At 62.3% G+C, this 21,951-nt stretch carries 16 protein-coding genes, 2 other RNA genes and 1 pseudogene; 10 read left to right on the top strand and 9 right to left on the bottom strand.

Annotated elements, in window-relative coordinates; translation table 11 throughout:
• Nucleotides 1–41 precede the first annotated feature (41 nt).
• From aroA to gyrA, 6 genes are all read right to left on the bottom strand, one after another.
• Entirely contained in the window at nt 42–1,358 is a 1,317-nt protein-coding gene (aroA, locus tag KPG66_RS02880) for a 3-phosphoshikimate 1-carboxyvinyltransferase (protein WP_041753131.1), read from the bottom strand.
• 14 nt (nt 1,359–1,372) lie between these two features.
• Nucleotides 1,373–2,293, bottom strand: a complete 921-nt coding sequence (locus KPG66_RS02875) for a prephenate dehydrogenase (RefSeq protein WP_237069960.1) — start codon at nt 2,291–2,293, stop codon at nt 1,373–1,375.
• Nucleotides 2,294–2,535: 242 nt separating this feature from the next.
• Entirely contained in the window at nt 2,536–3,618 is a 1,083-nt protein-coding gene (gene pheA, locus KPG66_RS02870) for a prephenate dehydratase (RefSeq protein ID WP_237069959.1), read from the bottom strand.
• A gap of 45 nt (nt 3,619–3,663) precedes the next feature.
• A complete protein-coding gene (gene serC / locus KPG66_RS02865) occupies nt 3,664–4,746 on the bottom strand; it encodes a 3-phosphoserine/phosphohydroxythreonine transaminase (protein ID WP_237069958.1) in 1,083 nt (360 codons plus the stop codon).
• A 188-nt stretch (nt 4,747–4,934) separates the two neighbouring features.
• Nucleotides 4,935–5,534: a DUF2059 domain-containing protein gene (locus tag KPG66_RS02860; RefSeq protein WP_237069957.1), complete on the bottom strand. Its 600-nt coding sequence runs from the start codon at nt 5,532–5,534 to the stop codon at nt 4,935–4,937.
• A gap of 82 nt (nt 5,535–5,616) precedes the next feature.
• Nucleotides 5,617–8,220, bottom strand: coding sequence for a DNA gyrase subunit A (gene gyrA / locus KPG66_RS02855; RefSeq protein ID WP_013434460.1), 2,604 nt, complete (start codon nt 8,218–8,220; stop codon nt 5,617–5,619).
• Between the two features lie 570 nt (nt 8,221–8,790).
• On the opposite strand from gyrA, the gene ompA reads away from it, so the two are divergent.
• The 4 genes from ompA (at nt 8,791) to ssrA (KPG66_RS02835) (ending at nt 11,637) form a co-directional block, all read left to right on the top strand.
• Nucleotides 8,791–9,522: an outer membrane protein OmpA gene (gene ompA, locus KPG66_RS02850; RefSeq protein ID WP_013434457.1), complete on the top strand. Its 732-nt coding sequence runs from the start codon at nt 8,791–8,793 to the stop codon at nt 9,520–9,522.
• Nucleotides 9,523–9,757: 235 nt separating this feature from the next.
• Complete coding sequence (gene ubiG / locus KPG66_RS02845) at nt 9,758–10,462, top strand: bifunctional 2-polyprenyl-6-hydroxyphenol methylase/3-demethylubiquinol 3-O-methyltransferase UbiG (RefSeq protein WP_237070067.1); 705 nt, start codon at nt 9,758–9,760, stop codon at nt 10,460–10,462.
• 11 nt (nt 10,463–10,473) lie between these two features.
• The gene (locus KPG66_RS02840) at nt 10,474–11,187 is read left to right on the top strand and encodes an HAD family hydrolase (protein WP_237069956.1); all 714 of its coding nucleotides are present in this window, start codon (nt 10,474–10,476) and stop codon (nt 11,185–11,187) included.
• 91 nt (nt 11,188–11,278) lie between these two features.
• Nucleotides 11,279–11,637: a transfer-messenger RNA gene (gene ssrA / locus KPG66_RS02835) on the top strand.
• 1,198 nt (nt 11,638–12,835) lie between these two features.
• Here ssrA (KPG66_RS02835) and KPG66_RS02830 read toward each other — a convergent pair.
• Nucleotides 12,836–13,090 (bottom strand): transcriptional regulator fdsR, encoded by a 255-nt coding sequence (locus KPG66_RS02830; RefSeq protein ID WP_013434452.1) that lies wholly within the window; start codon nt 13,088–13,090, stop codon nt 12,836–12,838.
• 12 nt (nt 13,091–13,102) lie between these two features.
• Between KPG66_RS02830 and KPG66_RS02825 the strand changes: the two are divergent.
• Both KPG66_RS02825 and ssrA (KPG66_RS02820) read left to right on the top strand, forming a co-directional pair.
• Nucleotides 13,103–13,327: pseudogene (locus tag KPG66_RS02825) on the top strand (HAD family hydrolase); the annotation flags it as partial.
• A gap of 113 nt (nt 13,328–13,440) precedes the next feature.
• Nucleotides 13,441–13,799, top strand: a transfer-messenger RNA (tmRNA) gene (gene ssrA / locus KPG66_RS02820).
• 338 nt (nt 13,800–14,137) lie between these two features.
• Here ssrA (KPG66_RS02820) and KPG66_RS02815 read toward each other — a convergent pair.
• On the bottom strand, nt 14,138–15,073 hold the full coding sequence (locus KPG66_RS02815) for a hypothetical protein (RefSeq protein ID WP_237069954.1): 936 nt from the start codon (nt 15,071–15,073) through the stop codon (nt 14,138–14,140).
• Between the two features lie 146 nt (nt 15,074–15,219).
• Nucleotides 15,220–16,296 (bottom strand): substrate-binding domain-containing protein, encoded by a 1,077-nt coding sequence (locus KPG66_RS02810; RefSeq protein WP_237069953.1) that lies wholly within the window; start codon nt 16,294–16,296, stop codon nt 15,220–15,222.
• A 126-nt stretch (nt 16,297–16,422) separates the two neighbouring features.
• Between KPG66_RS02810 and KPG66_RS02805 the strand changes: the two genes are divergently transcribed.
• From KPG66_RS02805 to KPG66_RS02790, 4 genes are read left to right on the top strand one after another with little or no spacing between them, the layout of a single operon-like run.
• On the top strand, nt 16,423–17,001 hold the full coding sequence (locus KPG66_RS02805; protein WP_013434446.1) for an NAD(P)H-dependent oxidoreductase subunit E: 579 nt from the start codon (nt 16,423–16,425) through the stop codon (nt 16,999–17,001).
• The gene (locus KPG66_RS02800; protein WP_041753121.1) at nt 17,001–18,617 is read left to right on the top strand and encodes a formate dehydrogenase beta subunit; all 1,617 of its coding nucleotides are present in this window, start codon (nt 17,001–17,003) and stop codon (nt 18,615–18,617) included. Before KPG66_RS02805 ends, KPG66_RS02800 begins: the two co-directional genes overlap by 1 nt.
• Nucleotides 18,618–18,659: 42 nt before the next feature.
• Complete coding sequence (gene fdhF / locus KPG66_RS02795; RefSeq protein ID WP_237069952.1) at nt 18,660–21,599, top strand: formate dehydrogenase subunit alpha; 2,940 nt, start codon at nt 18,660–18,662, stop codon at nt 21,597–21,599.
• Between the two features lie 12 nt (nt 21,600–21,611).
• A complete protein-coding gene (locus tag KPG66_RS02790) occupies nt 21,612–21,869 on the top strand; it encodes a formate dehydrogenase subunit delta (protein ID WP_013434443.1) in 258 nt (85 codons plus the stop codon).
• Nucleotides 21,870–21,951: the final 82 nt, after the last annotated feature.

Genomic DNA, 21,951 nt, shown 5'->3' with positions numbered 1-21,951 from the left:
CCGACCGCACGTATGCGGACCGGCCGGCCGCCGGCACTGGATCAAGCGCGGGTAATCGCGGCAAATCTGTCGAAATAATCGGGAAACGTCTTGCCGACGCAACTGGGATCGTGAATCCTCACCGGAACATGGCCCAGACTGACCAGTGAGAAACACATTGCCATCCGATGGTCATCATACGTGTCGATTGCGGCATTAGGCGTCAGCGCGGCAGGCGGCGCCACACGCAAGTAGTCCGCGCCTTCCTCGACGTGCGCCCCCAGTTTGCGCAGCTCGGTGGCCATGGCGGCGATCCGGTCCGTTTCCTTAACCCGCCAGCTGCCGATGTTGCGCAGCGTGGTCATGCCGCTGGCAAACAACGCGGCGACTGCAATCGTCATCGCGGCATCCGGAATCAGATTGCAATCCATGTCCAACGGCTGCAGCCTGCCATCATCTGATTCGACCCCGCGCACTTCGATCCAATCGTCGCCGATCATCACATTCGCCCCCATGCGGACCAACGCGTCGGCAAACTGCACGTCGCCTTGGATGCTGGCCCGCCCGACTCCTTCGACACGCACCGGCCCATGGGCGAGCGCGCCGGCCGCGAGGAAATAGGACGCCGACGATGCGTCGCCTTCGACGACGATCCGGCCCGGCGAGCGGTAACGCGCGCAGCCGGCGGCCGGCACGATGAAGCGCCGCCAACCGTCGCGCTGCACGTGCACGCCGAAGCGCTCCATCAAGCGGATCGTGATCTCAACATACGGCTTGGAGATGAGCTCGCCCTCGACTTCGACCACCGCCTCGCCGCCAGCCGTCTCCACCAGCGGCAGCGTGATCAGCAGCGCAGTCAGAAACTGGCTCGATACGTCACCGCGCACGCGAATCGGCGCATTCGCGCGAAGCGACGCCGGATGCACGAGCAACGGCGGATAACCCGGATTGCCTTCATAGTCGATTCGCGCCCCGAGCTGCCGCAGGCCATCGACCAGGTCACCGATCGGGCGCTCGTGCATCCTCGGTACGCCATGCAGTCGATACTCGCCGCCCATGACCGCCAACGCCGCTGTTAGCGGCCGCACAGCGGTTCCCGCGTTGCCGAGAAACAACGCCGCCCGCTTGACCGGAAACACGCTCCCAGCGCCTGTCACGGTGCAACGCCACTGCGCGGCGTCATGCTGCAGCGTGACGCCCAGTTGTTCGAGCGCGGCCAGCATGACGCGGGTGTCATCCGAATCGAGCAGGTTGTCGATCGTCGTGACGCCCTCAGCCAATGCCGCCAGCAGCAGTACGCGGTTCGAAATACTCTTGGAGCCAGGCAGGCGCACCGTGCCGGTCGCGCGCGTGTAGGGTCCGAGGTCGAGGTATTCCATAATAGAAGCTCCTTTTAGCACTGCTTGAGCTTGGACGCCGCATCACGCTCGTGGCCCCATTGCGCCCGCGCGCTGCGCGAACGCGCGAACAGCGCTTCGAGCGTCGCACCATCGCCCGCAGCGATCGCCGCACGCACTGTCGCAAGTACGGCCGAGTAAGCGTCGATCCCGTCTAGTAGCGCATCACGGTTGGCCACGCAGATGTCGCGCCACATTTCCGGACTTGACGCCGCGATCCGCGTGAAGTCGCGAAAGCCCCCGCCGGCGAACGAGAGCTTCAACGCCGCATCCGGCGCGCGCAGGATCGTCTCGACGAGCGTGAACGACAGCACATGCGGCAAGTGGCTAACGGCGGCGAAAACCGCATCATGCTGCTGCGCAGTCATCTCATGCAGCGAGGCGCCGCTCGCCTCCCACATGGCGGCTACCCGGTCCACCAACGCGCGTGGGTTCTCCGCGAGCGGGCACAACACCACCTTGCGCCCCACATACAGGTCGGCAAGCGCCGCCTCGACCCCGCTGGATTCGCGTCCAGCGATCGGATGCCCAGGCACGAACTGCGCGAGCCGCGTGCCTAGCGCGGCGCGGGCAGCGGCAATAACGTCTTGCTTCGTGCTGCCCGCGTCGGTGACGATCGTGGATCGCTCCAAGTGCGGCGCGATGGCACCAAGCAGCGCACGGGTCTGCGCGACGGGCGCCGCCAGCACGACCCAATCCGCGCCGCGCAACGCGCCGGCCAGCGCGGCGTCATCGTCGACCACGATCGCCTCATCAATGACGCGCCGCTCGAGCGCCATGCGCAGCGAGCCAGCGCCGCGGCCGACACCGACGATCGTGCCGGTGCCGCCGTGACGCTCGCGCAACGCCAACGCCAATGAGCCGCCGATCAGCCCGACGCCGACGACAACGAGTTTATTAAACGAGAACGCGGCCACGATACGATAGCGTAATGAGGTGCACGATATGCGCCTGCGGGATCAGGACGGTGCCAGCGCCTTTTGCAGCGCGGCCAGGAACACTTCGTTTGGGGGCAAGCGCACGCACGTGGGGCGGACCGTATTGCATGGCTGACATGATGTTCAAGCTCCAGACAAATGACGACGAGGTTGGCCAACGGCCGTGGCAGGCGATGACGTTCACACGTCAGCCGCCACCGGATGGCCCGCCGGCGCGGCCCCTACCGGGCCCGCGGATAGGAGCCGAGTATCTTCACATAGGCTGCGGTATGCTCCAGCTCCGCGAGCGCGGCCGCGACCGCCGCGTCTTGCCGATGGCCTTCAAGATCAATATAGAAAAAATACTCCCACGCACTGCTGCGCGCCGGGCGCGACTCGAAACGGCTCATCGATACACCATGCCGTGCCAGCGGCTCGAGCATCCGGAATACGGCACCCGGTTCGTTCTTCACCGAGAAAATCACCGATGTCTTGTCACAACCCGTTGCACCCGGCGAATCGCCGCCGATGATCAGGAAACGCGTGCGATTGCGCGGATCGTCCTGAATCAACGCGAACGCGGTTTGCAAGCCATACTGCGTCCCGGCGCGTTCGCTGGCAATCGCCGCGACGGTGGGATCCGCCGCCGCCACCCGGGCAGCCTCGGCATTGCTTGACACTGCCTGACGCTCGAGCAGCGGCGCGTTGGCAAAGAGCCAGTTCTGGCACTGCGCGAGCGCTTGCGCGTGCGCGCACACCCGCGTGACCCGTTGCAACGTGCCGCTTTGCGTGAGCAGATGATGCTGGATCGGCAGCGATAGCTCACCGCTGATCTGCAGCGACGTCTCCAGCAACAGGTCCAGCGTGCGCGACACTGCACCTTCGGTCGAATTCTCGACGGGCACGACGCCAAAATCGGCTGCGCCCGCCTCGACCGAGCGGAACACCTCGTCGATCGACACGCACGGCAGGCCGGTCATCGACTGGCCGAAATAGCCGAGCATCGCCTGCTCGCTATAGGTGCCCTGCGGGCTCAGATACGCCACCCGCTGCGCTTTCTCGAGTTGGCGGCTCGCCGCCATGATCTCGCGCCAGATCAACGCGATATGCTCGCCGCCCAGCGGCCCAGTGGATAACGCCTGCAGACGCGAGATCACCTGCTGCTCGCGCTCCGGCCAAAACACTGGCGCGTTATACGCCTTCTTGACCTCGCCGACCTCGAGAGCAACCTGCGCGCGCTGGTTCAGCAGCGTGATCAATTGCCGGTCGATCTCGTCGATGCGCTCGCGCAATGGCTTGAGCTTCAAATTCAGTTCTTCGTCCATCGCAACATCGGCTCGTGAAAAAACCAGTCTTGGGTCCACGCGACCTCAGGCGCGGCGTTGCTCGAATTCCTTCATGTATTCGACAAGCGCCTTTACACCGCCCAACGGCACCGCGTTGTAGATCGATGCCCTCATGCCGCCAACGGACCTGTGGCCCTTCAGTTGCAATAGCCCCCGCGCGTTCGCACCGGCCAGGAAATCGTCGTTGCGCGATTCGTCAGCAAGAAAGAACGGCACGTTCATTCTCGAGCGCGACCCGCGCTCGACCTTGTTCGAGTAAAAATCGCTGCTGTCGATGAAGTCATACAGCAGTGTGGCCTTCTCGATATTGCGCGCCTCAATCGCGGCAAGCCCGCCCTGGCGCTTCAGCCATTGGAACACCAGCCCGGCGACATAGATCGCATACGTGGGAGGCGTGTTGTACATCGAGTTGTTTGCGGCAACCGTCTTCCACTCAAACGCCGACGGGCAAATCGCGAGCGAGCGATCCAGCAGATCCTCGCGCACGATCACGATCGTCAAGCCGGCAATGCCAATGTTCTTCTGCGCGCCGGCAAACAACGCGCCGCACTTGGTCACATCCATCGGACGCGACAGAATGTGCGACGACGCATCGACCACCAGCGGCACATTGCCCAGGTCGGGAAACTCGAACATTTCGACGCCGTCAATCGTTTCGTTCGAGCACACATGCACGTACGCGGGATCATCGCTAAGCTGCCATTCCGACACGGCCGGCATCCGCGTGAAGCCCGCCTCGGTCTTGCCCGATGCGGCAATATGCGCACTGCAATACTTCTTTGCCTCGTGATAGGACTTCTGCGTCCAAGCGCCAGTCAACACGAAATCCGCGCTCGAGCGCGAGCCGAGCAGGTTCATCGGCACAATCGCGTTTGCGCCGAGCCCGCCGCCTTGCAGGAACAGGATCTGGTGGCTGGCCGGCACCGCCAGCAGTTCCCGCAGGTCGAGCAATGCCCGCTCGTGGATCGACGAGAACTCACGGCCGCGGTGGCTCATTTCCATCACGCCCATGCCGCAGCCGTGCCAATCGAGCATCTCGTCGGCAGCCTGTTGCAATACCTCTTCAGGCAGTGCCGCGGGGCCCGCCGAAAAATTGAACGCTCGCATCTGGGACTCTGGCTGAAACGGACGCAAACAACGCGTCTGCGTCGAAAAAAAAGCAATGGCCGCTTGCAGCATCGCAAACGGCCATTATGGCATCGCCATCACGGCACCGCCAAGCAACTGGCGGCGCCCAGCCCGCCGCTCACGCGCCGACGCGTCACCCGCGTAGCAGCGCGTATCCGCGGCCGACGTTACTTCGTCTTGACCGCAGCCACTTCCTTGTCGGCCTGGTCGCGCGTCGCCTTGATCGATGCCGGCATGTACTTCTGCATCAAGCCGCTGACCACGTCGCGGCCCACCTGATCTTGCACCTCGATGAACTTGCGGCCGGTCGGGCTCTTATAGAACGCCGTCAGATCTTTGATTTCCGATGCCGAATAGTACTTCGCATACGCGTCATACTGCGCCTGCATCGCATCCTGGCGGAATGGCTCGCTGTTGAATACCGTGCCGGCGGATTCCACGAGCTTGGGCACGGCATTCTTTTGCAGCGCCGGCACGGCAGCCTGCTTCTGCTTGTCGTTGAGCGCCTTGTTCTCGGTCAGCGCGTCGGATAGGATCGCCGGCACCAGTTGCTTGGCTTGCATTTGTGCGCTGTTGGCAATGGCACCGACCAGCTTCGGCGCGTCGATCGCATCGAGCAGATCCTTGATGGCGGCCTGCTTGGCCGGATCGATCGGCGCTGCACTGGAGGTCGAAGCCGCGCTGCCCTGGGCAGGCAGCGCCTGTGCCATCGCCAACGTCGGCACGAAAAGGGCTAGCAACATCCACTGCTTGAATTGTTTTTGCATCACGACTCCCATGAAAAAGTTGTTCTGTCGACCCGGCGCTCGCTCAGCAGCCACACCCGGCCGACATACATGCAGCCAGCCGTCATTCGTCGGCGCCACCGGTATCCGCGTCGGACTCGGCGTCGGCTTCCGCGTCGGTCTCAGCGATCTGCTGCAAGCCCGACAGCTTGGTGCCCTCGTCAAGGCTGATTAGTGTAACACCTTGCGTTGCACGGCCCATCTCGCGGATTTCAGAAACGCGTGTACGGATCAGCACACCAGCGGTCGTGATCAGCATAATCTCGCTATCCGGTTCGACCAGCGTCGCGGCGACTACCCGGCCATTGCGCTCCGAGGTCTGGATCGCGATCATACCCTTCGTGCCACGCCCATGCCGCGTGTATTCGGCAATCGGCGTGCGCTTGCCGTAGCCGTTCTCGGTTGCGGTCAGTACCGATTGCGACTCGCCGCCGGCCACTAGCAACGCGATCACCTGCTGGCCTTCCTCGAGCTGCATGCCGCGCACGCCGCGTGCCTCCCGCCCCATCGGCCGCACGTCGTTCTCGTCGAAGCGCACCGCCTTGCCGGCGTCGGAGAACAGCATCACGTCATGCTGCCCGTCGGTGATCTGCGCGCCGATCAGGAAATCGCCATCATCGAGCCCCACCGCGATAATGCCCTTTCTCAGCGGCCGCGAGAACGCCTCCAGCGGCGTCTTCTTCACGGTGCCAAGCGACGTGGCGAGGAATACGAATTTGTCGGCCGAAAATTCCTTGACCGGTAGCACCACGTTGATTTTCTCGCCTTCTTGCAGCGGGAACATGTTCACGATCGGCCGGCCGCGCGAGTTGCGCGAGCCCTGCGGCACCTCGTAGACCTTGAGCCAGTACACGCGCCCGCGGTTCGAGAAACACAGAATATAATCATGCGTATTCGCGATGAACAACGTCTCGATCCAATCGTCGTCCTTCATCACGATCGCCTGCTTGCCGCGGCCACCGCGCTTTTGCGCACGATACTCGGACAGCGGCTGCGACTTGATGTAGCCGGCGTGCGACATCGTGACGACCATGTCCTGCGGCGTGATTAGATCTTCGGTGCCAAGCTCGGTGGCGTTCAATTCGATCTGCGAGCGCCTCGGGTCGCCGAATTCCGCCTTGATCGCGACCAGCTCGTCGGCGATGATCGTACGGATCCGCTCCGGCTTGGCCAGGATATCTAGCAGATCGGCGATCTGCGCCATCACCTCGCGATACTCGGCGGTGATTTTGTCTTGCTCCAGGCCGGTCAAGCGCTGCAGGCGCATCTGCAGGATTTCCTGCGCCTGCGTGTCCGACAGCTTGTACAGCCCATCGGATTGCATGCCGAAGATGGGCGCCAGCCCATCGGGGCGGAACGCATCGCGCCCGCCCGGGGTTTCGCCTTGCGCGCGTGACAACATATCGCGCACTAGCGCCGAGTCCCATGCGCGCGTCATCAACGCCTGCTTCGCGATCGGCGGCGTCGGTGCCGCTTTGATGATCGCAATGAACTCGTCGATGTTCGCCAGCGCCACCGCCAAGCCTTCGAGCACGTGGCCACGCTCGCGCGCGCGGCGTAACTCATAGAGGGTGCGGCGCGTGACGACTTCGCGCCGGTGCGACAGGAAGCACTCGAGCAACTCGCGCAGGTTCAGCAGCTTCGGCTGACCGTCGATCAGCGCGACCATGTTCATGCCGAACGTATCCTGCAGTTGCGTGTTCTTGTACAGATTGTTGAGCACGACCTCCGGCACCTCGCCGCGCTTAAGCTCGATCACCACGCGCATGCCGCTCTTGTCGGACTCGTCACGGATATCGGAGATGCCCTCTATTTTCTTCTCGTTGACCAGCTCGGCGATGCGCTCGAGCAGCGAGCGCTTGTTCACCTGGTACGGCAACTCGTCGACGATGATCGCCATGCGCTGGCCGCGGTCGATCTCCTCGAAGTGGGTCTTGGCGCGCATCACGACGCGGCCGCGGCCGGTACGATAGCCGTCGCGCACGCCTTGCACGCCGTAGACGATCCCCGCCGTCGGGAAGTCGGGCGCCGGGACGATCTCGATCAACTCGTCGATCGACGCTTGCGGATGGTTTAGCAGATGCTGGCACGCGTCGACGACTTCGTTCAAGTTATGCGGCGGGATGTTCGTCGCCATGCCGACCGCGATACCGGACGAGCCGTTGATCAACAGGTTCGGGATCCGCGCCGGCAGCACCTGCGGCTGGGTCTCGCTACCGTCGTAGTTCGGCTCAAAGTCGACGGTCTCCTTGTCGATATCAGCCAGCAGCTCATGGCCAATCTTCGCAAGCCGGATCTCGGTGTAGCGCATCGCCGCGGCGTTGTCGCCGTCGACCGAGCCGAAGTTGCCCTGCCCGTCCACCAGCATGTAGCGCAACGAGAAATCCTGCGCCATGCGCACGATCGTCTCGTAGACCGCGCTGTCGCCATGCGGGTGATATTTACCGATCACGTCCCCGACGATCCGCGCGGACTTCTTGTACGCACGATTCCAGTCGTTGTTCAGCTCATGCATCGCATAGAGCACGCGCCGATGCACCGGCTTGAGCCCATCGCGCGCATCGGGCAGCGCGCGGCCCACGATCACGCTCATCGCGTAGTCGAGGTAGGAGCGGCGCATTTCCTCTTCGAGAGAAATGGGCAGGGTCTCTTTGGCGAATTGATCCATTTATTGGTGTCTGTGACGAACTCTGGCGGTGCCTGCCCCAGGCCACGGGCGTGGCGTGGGCGCATGTGCCGATGTGGCGGTGGAGGACAACGCGTATCACGCGATTCTAGCATGTGAGCCCGGCGGCCCCGGCGCGCAGCGCCGCGCGTAAGCGGGCACACAGCGCGGCCGGCGCGTGAGTCCCGAACTTAAAGCGGCGTGCCGCGCTAGGGAGCCACCGGCCGCGACGGCTCGCGCGTGAATGCCGATTCTCGCCGGCCGATTCATCCCCCCTTTCTCGACGGCGTCACGAAATCCTGTCGACAATGCCGCACAGCCAAGCTGGACAGTGTTCTTCGGCGACTGTTGCGAGCAAACCACAATTGCCGGATTAGGGCCTAGCGAGGAGGAGAAATTTATCGTTGGATAGTACCAATATGGCAAAATGTGGCGCAGAAGCCAGACCCTGTTCGAAGTGTATACATCGGTTTTCCGCATTGCCATAATGTTATACTTCGCGCAATGTCTGACTTGTCTTCGTCAACAGGCTCGCAGTAAAGCTGCGGTAATCTCAATTTCGAGAGGAGAAATATGAATAAACTTTCAAAGCTCGCGTTCATTGCAGCTACCGCGGTCATGGCTGCATCCGCATCGGCACAGTCGGTGCCGGCTTCGCGACAAGCCGCCAACGACAACTGGGCAAATGGCACCGGCGAATACGTGTGGATGAACGGCACGAGCGAGCTTTGCTGGCGCGATGCGTTCTGGACCCCGGCCACGGCGAACGCGAAATGCGACGGCGCGCTGGTGGCTCAGGCTCCGACGCCGCCGGCGCCCCCCCCGCCGGTCGTACCGGCACCGGTCATCACGAGCCAGAAAGTCACTTATCAGGCGGACACGCTGTTCGACTTCGACAAGGCGGTGCTGAAGCCGGCTGGCAAGGAAAAGCTCGATGATCTGGCATCGAAGATCCAAGACTTGAACCTCGAAGTGGTCGTCGCCACGGGCTATACCGACAAGATCGGCTCGGACAAGTACAACGACCATCTGTCGCTGCGCCGTGCGCAAGCGGTGAAGGCGTATCTGGTCAGCAAGGACATCCCAGCCAACCGCATCTACACGGAAGGCAAGGGCAAGCGTAATCCGGTCGTGACGGACTGCAACCAGAAGAACCGCAAGGCGCTGATCGCATGCCTGGCACCGAACCGCCGCGTGGAAGTGGAAGTCGTCGGTACGAAGAGCCTGCCCGTCGATACGTCGAGCCAACCCATCGATACGTCGAACCAGCCTGTCGTCGGTACGTCGAGCCAGCCGCAGCAATAAGTCGGCGCGCTTGCAACCGAGGTACCTAGCCCTGCATCGGCAGGGCTTTTTTTCGCCCTCATCCGAGCATTACCCACGGCGCCGCACATTCCGCTCGATGCCAGTCGCGACAATAATCGCGCAAGCACCGCTTTGCCGGCACGTCAACGGCCCGATATACTGGTAACTATTAGCCGCGTGAGCAGTTCGCGGCGGCGCGCCGCGCCGCCTTGCTGCCGCCCCTGCCTTGCCCGACATGACCAACGCCGATCCACACGAACTGCAAAAATTCAGCGATCTCGCTCATCGCTGGTGGGATCCCAAAGCCGAATTCAAGCCGCTTCACGACATGAACCCGCTGCGACTGGCGTGGATCGACTCGCACGCCCATTTGCTCGACAAACGGGTGCTCGATGTCGGCTGCGGCGGCGGCATCTTGTCGGAGTCGATTGCGCAACTGGGCGCCGCGTCGGTCAAGGGAATCGATTTGTCCGAGAACGCACTCGGCGTCGCCGACCTGCACAGCCTGGAGAGCGGCGTGACAAACGTCGAGTATGAAGCAATCTCCGCGGAGGCACTCGCCGATCGCGAGCCGGCGACATACGACGTGGTCACCTGCATGGAGATGCTGGAGCACGTCCCGCAACCGGTGAGCATCGTGCGCGCCTGCGCGCAGTTGGTGAAGCCGGGTGGCTGGGTGTTCTTCTCGACGCTGAACCGAAATCTGAAGGCCTATTTGTTCGCGGTAATCGGCGCCGAATACGTGATGCAGATGCTGCCGCGGGGCACGCACGACTATACGCGCTTCATCAAGCCATCGGAGCTTGCCAAGTTCGTTCGTGACGCCGGATTGCTCGCGCACGAATTCAAAGGGGTAGCCTATCACCCGATCGGCCAGCGCTTCGCGATGACCGACGATACCCGCGTCAATTACATGCTTGCGTGCCAACGCGCCACGTGAATCGCAACGACATGACAGACACTGTCTCGCCAACCGGCCCAATACCCGCCGCCGTGTTCGCGACTTGCCGTGCGGTCTTGTTCGACTTGGACGGTACGATCGCCGATACCGCACCGGATCTGGTGGCGGCGGTCAACAAGATGCGCCGCGGGCGCGGCTTACCGGCGGTGCCGCTGCAGAGGCTGCGTCCGTTGGCCTCGGCCGGTGCACGCGGGCTGCTCGGCGGTGCATTCGGCATTGGGCCACACGACCCCGATTTCAGCGCAATGCGGGAAGAGTTCCTCGCCCATTACGAGGCCGATCTTTGCATCGACACGACGCTGTTCGACGGCATTCGTCCATTGCTTGACGCACTGTCCGCGCGCGGCATTCAGTGGGGCATTGTCACGAATAAGGTCGAACGGCTGGCATTGCCGCTGGTCGCCCGGCTGGGCCTGGGCGCCAGCGCCGGGTGCGTCATCGGCGGCGATACCACACCGTACCCGAAACCCCACCCTGCGCCGCTATTGCTGGCCGCACAGCAGCTCGGCATTGCGCCGACCAGCGCGGTCTACATCGGCGACGACCTGCGCGATATCGAGGCCGGCAAGGCGGCCGGCATGCTGACCGTTGCGGCGGCCTATGGCTATTGCGGCAGCGACGTGGCCCCGTCCAATTGGGGGGCCGATCACGTGGTCGAAACAACAACGGAACTGCAGCGCCTGTTCGGGATCATGTCGCAGTAACACGAACGCGGTGTACTGGGCGCGCCTGTTACTTGAAGCCGACCCATCGACCCCATCTTATGGTCTGTGAGATAATAAACCTCTACTTTTCGGGGCCGACCTGGTTTCGACGTGGGTAGCGAAGCAATACAGGGCATACCGAGGACCCGTCACCTCGTAAATCAATGGGACTTAAGTAACTGCGAACGACGAAACGTACGCACTGGCCGCTTAACACCGGCCTGCCTCGCACTAGCTCGCTGACGGGCTAGGGTCGCAAGACCGCGCGAGGTCATTCACGTCAGCTAATCCCCGGTGAGGTCACGACGCCGGGGCCGAAAATTCAGTGACTCGCCGTAACGAAGCGTGTTCGTCCGCGTCGGTGCGGTTAAAGCAAAAGACTGGACTAAGTATGTAGAACTGGTTGTAGAGTGCTTACGGACGCGGGTTCGATTCCCGCCGGCTCCACCAATACGCGCGCGCTCCAGCAGTGCCTGCTGGAGTAGCACATCGGCAGTAGAATCACCGCACGAACGATATTTCAGGACGCCGACACATTGTTATGCCGTCGATGACGCTTGCCTAGCGAGACGCTGGAAATCCAGCGCTTCAGCACAGACGGACGCTGGCGTTCGGGCAACGGCGGCACTGGGGTTGCCTCAAGCAAAACAGGGGGGCGTTCCGGGGCGTTTGACATCGATTGACTGCGCCCGATAGCGCGATGGCGCATGACCGGTGTCGTATTGCCGCTCACCGGTACGTTCTGAGGCGAGCTTTGCATGGGTTTCGTCGTCCGATTGGCGCGATTAGGATACGTGGCACAGAAATACTCAAGCACGGCCTCCCGGCTAACACCAAGCGGTTCGACTCGATGCAAGTACCGATCCGCTGCCTCTTCTGCAGACTGCGGCTCTTTTGTATAACTTCCATCCGAAGATCGAGTACTGACTGTTGGCGGGATCGACTCCTTTGCAGTCTTGTGAGATCCTGCGTTCACATACTGCGTATTCCATTGGGCACACGTATCCCTAATGTCCTTAATTAAATTAGAAGTACGTATGTTTCCATTGTAAAATTGCTCTTCTATAAATTGCGTCGGTGACTGCCTAGGTTTAACAGGACATTGATCCGCCCTAAGCTGCGCGAGTAATCCTGTCCCGGGCCGCGTGCTGGGAGCGATAAGCCGGTGGCGATACAGGCTTGCTAACGGCACAGTATCGTCTGCTTCCGATGTCGACGAGTCGCTGACACTGCTCGATTGTTGGTGGTACTTGAGATTCCCGGTGGAATATAGGCTCCGTGGATCCGACTGAATCGTCATATTGCGTTTAGACCTTATCTCTTAGCGAAAACTCACACTACCCCAGATCGCAGACAATCGAGGCGCATACACGATCACACATTAGCATTGGCGAAACAAGCGAACATCCTGCGTTTCTTCAATGACCTGCAACATCCCTAATTAATATTGAATTCCCAATACTGGATGAACCACCACGCAATTGCCGCGGCAGTAAGCCTCCTATCCGTCCAGTTGGGCAACCATGTGTCGAAAGTCACCACTGCGTAACTCGTCGCCGATCATCGCCAAGGGTGACGTATAAGTTGTATCCCCGTGACAAATAAAGTAGTATCCCTTATCAATTATTGGTATGAACTCTAAGCCAAATTAGGCAGCTGCCGACTGCACGCCGAATCCGACATCGACGTTGCCACTTGCAACGAATGCCGCAATCGCATGCCCATGTGATGCATGGATCTGCATACTGCGTCGCGCCGGCGTAATAAGCCGCCCAATCTCGTCCGCTCCTTCGATGCTCAGCAACTGTGGACTGAGCCGCTCCACCCGCATACGCTCGGCCCAAAGCAGCTTTTCACCTAGTGGCGGCAGCACTAAACTTTGACCATGGACCTTGACCAGCAATGGGCCACCAAGCCGCTGTTGCTGGCTGCACAGCGACTCGGCATCGTGCCGACCAGCGCGGTCTACATCGGCGACGACCTGCGCGATATCGAGGCCGGCAAGGCGGCCGGCATGCTGGCCGTCGTGGCGGCCTATGGCTATTGCGGCAGCGACGTGGCCCTGTCCAATTGGGGGGCTGATCGCGTGGTCGAAACAACAACGGAACTGCAGCGCCTGTTCGGGGTCTTGTCGCAGTAACACGAACGCGGTGTACTGGGCGCGCCCGTTACTTGTGCTGGACGTGCCCGTTACTTGAAGCCGCCCCATCGACCACATCTTATGGTCTGTGAGATAATGGTCACCTACTTTTCGGGGCCGACCTGGTTTCGACGTGGGTAGCGAAGCAATACAGGGCATACCGAGGACCCGTCACCTCGTAAATCAATGGGACTTAAGTAACTGCGAACGACGAAACGTACGCACTGGCCGCTTAACACCGGCCTGCCTCGCACTAGCTCGCTGACGGGCTAGGGTCGCAAGACCGCGCGAGGTCATTTACGTCAGCTAATCCCCGGTGAGGTCACGGCGCCGGGGCCGAAAACTCAGTGACTCGCCGTAGCGAAGCGTGTTCGTCCGCGTCGGTGCGGTTAAAGCAAAAGACTGGACTAAGTATGTAGAACTGGTTGTAGAGTGCTTACGGACGCGGGTTCGATTCCCGCCGGCTCCACCACTATTCAAGCCCCAACCACGCTCGGTTGGTTTTTTTATGTGCTTCCGCCAAGCGCTCGTTGTAGATGGGGCGCGAACGCCCGCTCCGACTGGCATGGTCTGGCATGCGTACGTTCATGCAACTGTTAGTGGTGGGCGAGTGTCCCGCCACCCAACTTTCTTAAGCAAAACATCACCGGTGCAGCGGCGATCGCGCAGCGCCACGGCGGCGTGCCGGGTCGCGTGTCATTCGTCGGGCGGTGACGCCGAGCGTAAGCCAGCCGACGCATCGACGTATTGCCACACAGCTCGAGTCCGCGAGCGCGTAGCCGTTTTAAGCCGGGGTCAGTAACCGCTGAATCAGCGCTTCGGCTTGCGGACCTTGACGCGGTCCGGCAGCGGGGGGACCGGCGGAACAGACGACCCATCGGCGGCTCCCGAGGTGGCGGCGGTATCCGACATCGACTTACGGCGCTTCACACTAAGTTTTCTCGTCAACGTCGAAAAACCGTTGCGGATATTTTCCGCCGACGCGCTGCGCGCACGAAGCTTGGGCGCCCGTTTCGCTGACGAAACAGGCGTTGCATCCGCAGCCGAGGCAGCAACACCTGGCCCGGCTGGGTTGTTTACTCCCATCGATTGAGTCGAGTTAGAGCGTCGTCGCCCTATATTTTTCAGCGAGTCGGTCAAGCGACTGAAGGTACCTTCACGGCGCCTACCCCGCTGCTTGGGCTCCTCGGGTTGGACGTCATGTTTTACAAAGTTCTTTTTCCAGTCACTATAGGTCTCATCGAAAAACTTGGTAAGCGCATCGTATTGTGCATCGATTCCCTTGACGAGGTGACCGATGAATCGTTCGGCATCCGTCTTTAGCTTCGCCTCCTCTCCTGCGAGATGATCATCGGCAAACCGTGCCGTAGCCGTCTTTGACTTTGTCTGCCCAACGTCCAGATGATTAACAAACGGCTCCACAGCCGTTTTTTGCTTCAAATTCTCAGCTTTTTGAGGCCAATTCTCTTCTAGTAGTTCAGTGAACCGGCTCCCCGACTTCGATGAACTCGTACTGTCGAAGGATTTCTTGCTCGATTCAGCAGGCGAGTGCGTCACCTTGCTTGACTCTTCGCTTGCGCGATGCCGGGAACGCAGGCCTGCCAGCTCACCCGGCCGCCCGGTACTTGACGCCCCGCCCCGACTCTTCGGTGTGAGCGAATCTATATCTTTAATAAAACGATCCAAGCCGCTGTCCGTCGGCAAGTCGGTCAGGGAAAGCTGCTGCAGTGAGTGCACCTTGATCATAGCGCTTGACATCCTTCTATCATGCTGAAACCGCACACTACACCAATGCACAACTCAGGCTATTCAGGTACGCGATCACATATTGCCGTGCGCGAAGGCCTCGCTCCCCACCGTCCTGACGCCCTTTAAATAATAAGATATCCGGATCAATTCCGCGGCCCCACGCCCTCCTGAAGCGGAACGCAGTCGCCGCAGCGCGCGGCATCGTACCCGTGCAGTTGCGCGACCGCGCCTTTGAACGCGTCGCCGCGCAACTCATCGACAATCGTCGATAACGGTGCCATATCAAGCGCGGCTTGCTCGCACGCGAAGTAATAATCCTCATCGACTATCGGAATGAAGTCCAGTCCGAAATACGCAGCCGCCGGCTGAACGCCGAACCCGACATCGGCCTTACCGCTCGCCACGAACGCCGCGATCGCCGAATGCGTCAGTTCGGTTGACGCGTAGCCGTTGATGCGCGTCGGATCGATACCGATATCGCGCAGCATCAGGTCGAGCAGCATGCGCGTGCCGGAGCCTGGCTGACGATTGACAAAGCGCAAGCCTTCGCGGGACAGGTCGGCAAGGCCGCCGATGTGCTGCGGATTGCCCTTCGGCACGAACAACCCCTGCTTGCGGCGCGCCAGGTGAATCAGCACGTGTCGCCTGTCGTCCAGCCATGGCCGGTAGACGGCCGCGCATACTGCGCGGAATGGTCCAATCGGCAAGTGGAAACCGGCCAGGTCGCATTCGCCGCGCGACAACGACGCGACGGCGTCCGCACTGTCCCGATACCGGATCTCCACCGGGGTGCCGTCTTCGGCGAGCGCTTGTACCAGCGCCGCGACGGCATATCCATGTGACGCGTGAATCCGCACGTCACGCCGCTCTGGGGCCAGCAATCGCCGGATTTCCTCGGTGACTTCGACGCCGAGCGACTGCGTGAGCGGCTCCAGCCGTTCGATACGCACGCGCTCGGCCCACAGCAGTTTTTCGCCGAGCGGGGACAGCAGCGAACCTTGGCCTCGAACCTTGATCAGCAATGGGCCGCCAAGGCGCTGTTCGGCCGCACGCAGCACGCCCCATGCGTGCCGGTACGACAGACCGAGCGCTTGCGCCGCGCTCGCAATGCTGCCCAGCTCGACCAGTCGCGTCAGCAGCAGGATCACGTCCGACAAGCACCCGCCCGCGTGATCCGTACCCGCGATCCGCCATTCGGACACCGCTTCGATCCTGGGCATACTCATATGCAATTTATTTTCCTATTGAAATCGACACCGGCAACGACTAACGTTCGAAAAAGACATCAATCCAACGAACGGTATATGAACGGATAAATCATATACTACTCCCCCACCGGAGGCCCCTTGGCAGAACCCTCTACCGGCCGTGCAACGGGCGCCGCATTGGCGCCGGACGCGGCAGCTCGGCTTGTCGCGCACCACACGAGTGCGGCAGCGCGCGCCGTACCGGGACATTCGCTATTAAGCGTTTTGCACGCAATCCAGGACGATGCTGGTTACATCCCCGACAGTGTCATCGCCCCGCTTGCCCAGGCAATGAACTTGTCGCGCGCCGAAGTCCATGGCGTGATCACGTATTACCATCACTTTCGCACATCGCCACCGGCCGCCGTGACAGTCCAGCTGTGCCGCGCCGAATCCTGTCGCGCGATGGGCAGCGAAGCGCTGGCGCGGCATGCCGAGACCCGCACGGGTCACCGCTTCGATGCGTGTCGCCACGGCGACGACCATCGCGCGGCGCCACCGGCCGCACCGCTCGCCGGCCACCCGGCAGTTGAGTTGCAATCCGCGTACTGCCTGGGCTTGTGCAGCACGTCCCCGGCGATGATGGTCAATGGCAAGCCCTACGCCCGCGTCACGCCGGAGAAGCTCGATACAGTGCTCGCCGCGGCGATCGGCGACGCGCAACGGGGAGCGTGCTAATGGCGATTCGCATTTACGTGCCGTCCGATACGACAGCGATCGCGCTCGGAGCAGACGAGATCGCGCAGGCCATCGCGGGACAAGCCGCGCGACGCGCGCTCGACATCGAGCTGGTACGCAACGGCTCGCGAGGATTGTCCTGGTTGGAGCCACTCGTGGAGGTCGGCACGGCCGCCGGCCGCATCGGCTACGCTAACGTTGCGTTGCAGGACATCGACGCGTTGTTCGACTCGGGTTTCCACACCGACGACGCTGCGCAAGCACGGGCAGCGGCCCATCCGAAATGCGTCGGCCTCGTCGAAGCCCTCCCCTACCTAAGCAAGCAACAGCGTTTGACCTTTTCCCGGATCGGCCTCATCGATCCGCTATCGATCGACGACTATGTTGCGCACGGTGGCCTGCAAGGCCTGCACCGCGCGTTGCAGATGGCGCCAGCCGCCGCCTGCCAGTTACTGATTGACGCTGGACTGCGCGGACGCGGCGGCGCCGCGTTTCCGGCAGGTATTAAGTGGCGCACGGTACTGCAAGCCCAGGCAGACCAAAAATACGTAGTCTGCAACGCGGACGAAGGTGACAGCGGCACGTTCTCGGACCGCTTGTCGATGGAATGTGACCCATTTGGTCTGATCGAAGGCATGATCATCGCCGGCGTGTCGACCGGTGCGACGCAAGGCTACCTCTACGTGCGCAGCGAATACCCGTTGGCGATCGCGCGATTGAACGCGGCGATCGCCCGTGCGCGCGCCGCCGGCTGGCTCGGCCCAGATGTGCTGGGCTCCGGTCGGGCTTTCGATCTGTTCGTCGCGAAAGGCGCCGGCGCGTATGTCTGCGGCGAGGAGACGGCGCTACTCGAATCGCTCGAAGGCAAGCGAGGCATCGTGCGCGCCAAGCCACCGCTGCCCGCGTTGGCCGGCTACCGAGGCAAGCCGACGGTGATCAACAACGTGATCACGCTGGCGTCCGTGCCGATCATTTTCGCGCGCGGCGATGCGTTCTACCGAGACTTCGGCATGGGGCGCTCGCGTGGCACGCTACCGTTCCAACTCGCCGGCAATGTACAGCGCGGCGGGCTGGTCGAAGTTGCGTTCGGCGTCACGCTGCGCGAACTGGTGTTCGAATTCGGAGGCGGCACGGCGAGTGGACGCCCCGCACGCGCGATCCAGGTCGGCGGCCCGCTCGGCACCTATCTGCCGCCGAGCCAGTGGGACGTGCCGCTGGATTACGAAGCCTATACGGCGATCGGCGCCGTCGTGGGCCACGGCGGCATCGTGGTCCACGATGACACCGCCAACCTGGCCGAGCTGGCGCGTTATGCGATGCACTTCTGTGCGCTTGAATCGTGCGGCAAGTGCACGCCGTGCCGGATCGGCTCCACGCGCGGCGCGGAGGTCATCGACAAGCTCCGTGCCCCGGAGCAGGACGCGCGCGCGCGCACGCACCACGTGACGTTGCTGCGCGAGCTATGCGACACGATGCTGCACGGCTCGCTGTGCGCGATGGGCGGGATGACCCCCTACCCGGTGCTGTCCGCGCTGGACCATTTCCCTGAAGACTTCGGCCTTGCGAGCGCCGAAGGCGACGCGCCGTGCGAGCCTGAACGCAGCGCCGCGGCATGATGACAGACGCGCGCCGCTTCACGCGACGCGCAGGAGCAGACAATGAATGACATGAGCCAGGATGGCCTTCGTGGTGGGTGCGGGTCCGGATCGTGCGCTTGCCGCGAGAACAATGTACCGCTGGACGACGTCGATTTCGGTACGCCGGCCCGCCACGGCCCAAGCGTGTCGCTGCAGATCGACGGCGTGCAGGTGGATGTGCCGGCAGGCACATCGGTCATGCGCGCGGCGATCCACGCCGGCGTTCGCGTGCCGAAACTATGCGCAACCGATTCTCTAGAGGCGTTCGGCTCGTGCCGGCTGTGCCTGGTCGAGATCGAAGGCCGCCGGGGTTATCCGGCCTCCTGCACGACGCCGGTCGAGCCGGGCATGAAGGTGCGCACGCAAAGCGACAAGCTGCAGGCGCTGCGTCGCAACGTGATGGAGTTGTACATTTCCGATCACCCGTTAGACTGTCTGACGTGCCCGTCCAACGGGCGTTGCGAGTTGCAGGACATGGCGGGCGTCGTGGGGCTGCGCGAGGTCCGCTACGGCTACGATGGCGCCAATCATCTGCGCGACGCGAAGGACGAATCGAACCCGTACTTCACCTATGACGCCAGCAAGTGCATCGTGTGCAACCGATGCGTGCGCGCGTGCGAGCAAACACAAGGCACCTTTGCGCTGACCATCGCGGGACGCGGCTTCGAGTCGCGCGTTGCGGCAAGCGAAGGCGTCTCGTTCATGGCATCGGAGTGTGTCTCGTGTGGAGCGTGCGTGGCCGCTTGCCCGACCGCGACGTTGCACGAAAAGTCGATTGCCGAACTGGGCCAACCGGAGCACGCCGTCGTCACGACCTGTGCCTATTGCGGTGTCGGCTGTTCGCTAAAGGCCGAGATGAAGGGCAATCAGGTGGTACGGATGGTGCCGCACAAGGACGGCCGCGCCAACGAGGGCCATGCTTGCGTGAAGGGGCGCTTTGCATGGGGCTATGCGACGCACCGCGACCGCATCACGCGCCCGATGATCCGCGCGTCGATCGACGCGCCGTGGCGCGAAGTCAGCTGGGACGAGGCGCTGGACTACGCGGCCAGCGCGTTCCGGCGCATCCAGGACAAGTACGGACGCGAGTCGATCGGCGGCATCACATCGTCACGATGCACGAACGAAGAGACGTACCTAGTGCAAAAACTCGTGCGGGCGGCATTTGGCAACAACAACGTCGACACCTGCGCCCGCGTGTGTCACTCGCCGACCGGCTACGGCTTGAAGACCACGCTTGGCGAATCGGCCGGCACGCAGACTTTCGCATCGGTCGCGCATAGCGACGTGATCATGGTAATCGGCGCCAACCCGACTGATGGCCATCCGGTATTCGGCTCACGGCTTAAGCGGCGTCTGCGCGAAGGCGCGAAGCTGATCGTGATCGACCCGCGCCGCATCGATCTGGTCCAGGGACCTCACGTCAACGCGCAGTATCACCTACCCGTGCGCCCGGGCACGAATGTCGCGATCATCAATGCGTTCGCGCATGTGATTGTCACCGAGGGCCTGCTCGACACGGCTTTCATCGCCCAGCGGTGCGAGCCGCTCGCATTCGAGCAATGGCGGGATTTCGCGGCCCAGCCACAGAACGCGCCGGAAGCCACCGAGTCGATCACCGGCGTGCCGGCGGCGCAGGTGCGCGAAGCCGCTCGTCTGTATGCCACCGGCGGCAATGCGGCGATTTATTACGGGTTAGGCGTCACCGAACATTCGCAGGGCTCCACGATGGTGATGGGCATTGCGAATCTGGCGATGGCCACTGGCAACCTCGGCCGTGAAGGCGTCGGTGTCAACCCACTGCGCGGGCAAAACAACGTGCAGGGCTCCTGCGACATGGGATCGTTCCCGCATGAGTTGCCGGGCTACCGGCATATCGGTGACGCCGCCACGCGCAGCCTGTTCGAGGCCGCTTGGAACGTCACGCTACAACCCGAGCCGGGTCTGCGCATTCCGAACATGTTCGATGCCGCGCTGAGCGGCACGTTCAAGGGCCTGTATTGCCAGGGCGAGGACATCGCGCAATCGGACCCGAACACGCAGCATGTCGCCGCGGCGCTGTCGTCGATGGAGTGCATCGTCGTGCAGGATATTTTCCTGAACGAGACGGCCAAGTACGCGCACGTTTTCCTGCCGGGCACGTCATTTTTGGAAAAGGATGGCACGTTCACGAATGCGGAGCGCCGGATTTCCCGCGTGCGACAGGTGATGCCCCCGCTACCCGGCATGGCCGACTGGCAAGTGACGATCAAGCTGGCCGCCAAGCTGGGCTACGCGATGGATTATTCCCATCCGAGCCAAATCATGGACGAAATCGCACGGCTCACGCCCACCTTCCATGGCGTATCGTACGCGCGGCTGGACGAATTGGGCAGCATCCAGTGGCCATGCAATGAAGCGGCGCCACACGGCACCCCGACCATGCACGTGGACACCTTCGTGCGCGGCAAGGGACGCTTCGTGATCACGCAGTTCATCCCGACGCGCGAGAAGGTCACCCGCCGGTTCCCGCTATTGCTGACCACGGGCCGAATCCTGTCGCAGTACAATGTCGGCGCGCAGACCCGCCGCACGGACAATTCGCGCTGGCATGAAGAGGACCGGCTGGAGATCCATCCGGTGGACGCAGAGGACCGGGGAATCAAGAGCGGCGACTGGGTCGGCGTCGCGTCGCGCGCGGGACACACGGTCCTGCGCGCGCTGGTGACCACGCGGATGCAGCCCGGCGTCGTCTACACGACGTTCCACTTTCCGGAATCCGGCGCCAACGTGGTAACCACCGACTCGTCCGACTGGGCGACCAATTGCCCAGAGTACAAAGTGACCGCGGTGCAGGTCACGCCGGTTGTCGGTCAGTTATCGGACTGGCAGCAGCGCTATGCCCGCTTCAGCGACCAGCAACTGGCGCTGCTGAAAGAACGTACCCTACTGGACGCATCGGGCGTCGCGACGGCCCAATAGGAGGAGTCGACAATGGCAATGCCGCTGCACACCCTGGTCGACATGGCCAACCGCATTGGAGAGTTCTTCGAATCGATGCCCGATCGGCACGCCGCGCTCGAAGGTATCGCCGATCATCTAAAGCGCTTTTGGGAGCCGCGCATGCGGCGCACACTGCTCGACGCGCTCGATCGCGGCATGGATCCGGCGTTGGACGAGTTGATGCCGATCGCGCGCGAGGCCCTTGTTCGCTATCGTGACAGGTTAATGCCGGCCGCCGCGCCGGCATAACCCGCGCTCCCCCCCGCAGCCCTGAGGTTTACCCACAAATATGGGTCACTCGTTTTGCCTGAAGATGCGATACATCTTGGTG

Source organism: Mycetohabitans sp. B2 (assembly GCF_021733735.1).
Lineage (GTDB): Bacteria > Pseudomonadota > Gammaproteobacteria > Burkholderiales > Burkholderiaceae > Mycetohabitans > Mycetohabitans rhizoxinica.
Note: the sequence above shows the minus strand (reverse complement) of the source record. Positions and strands in the feature narration are given on the sequence as shown.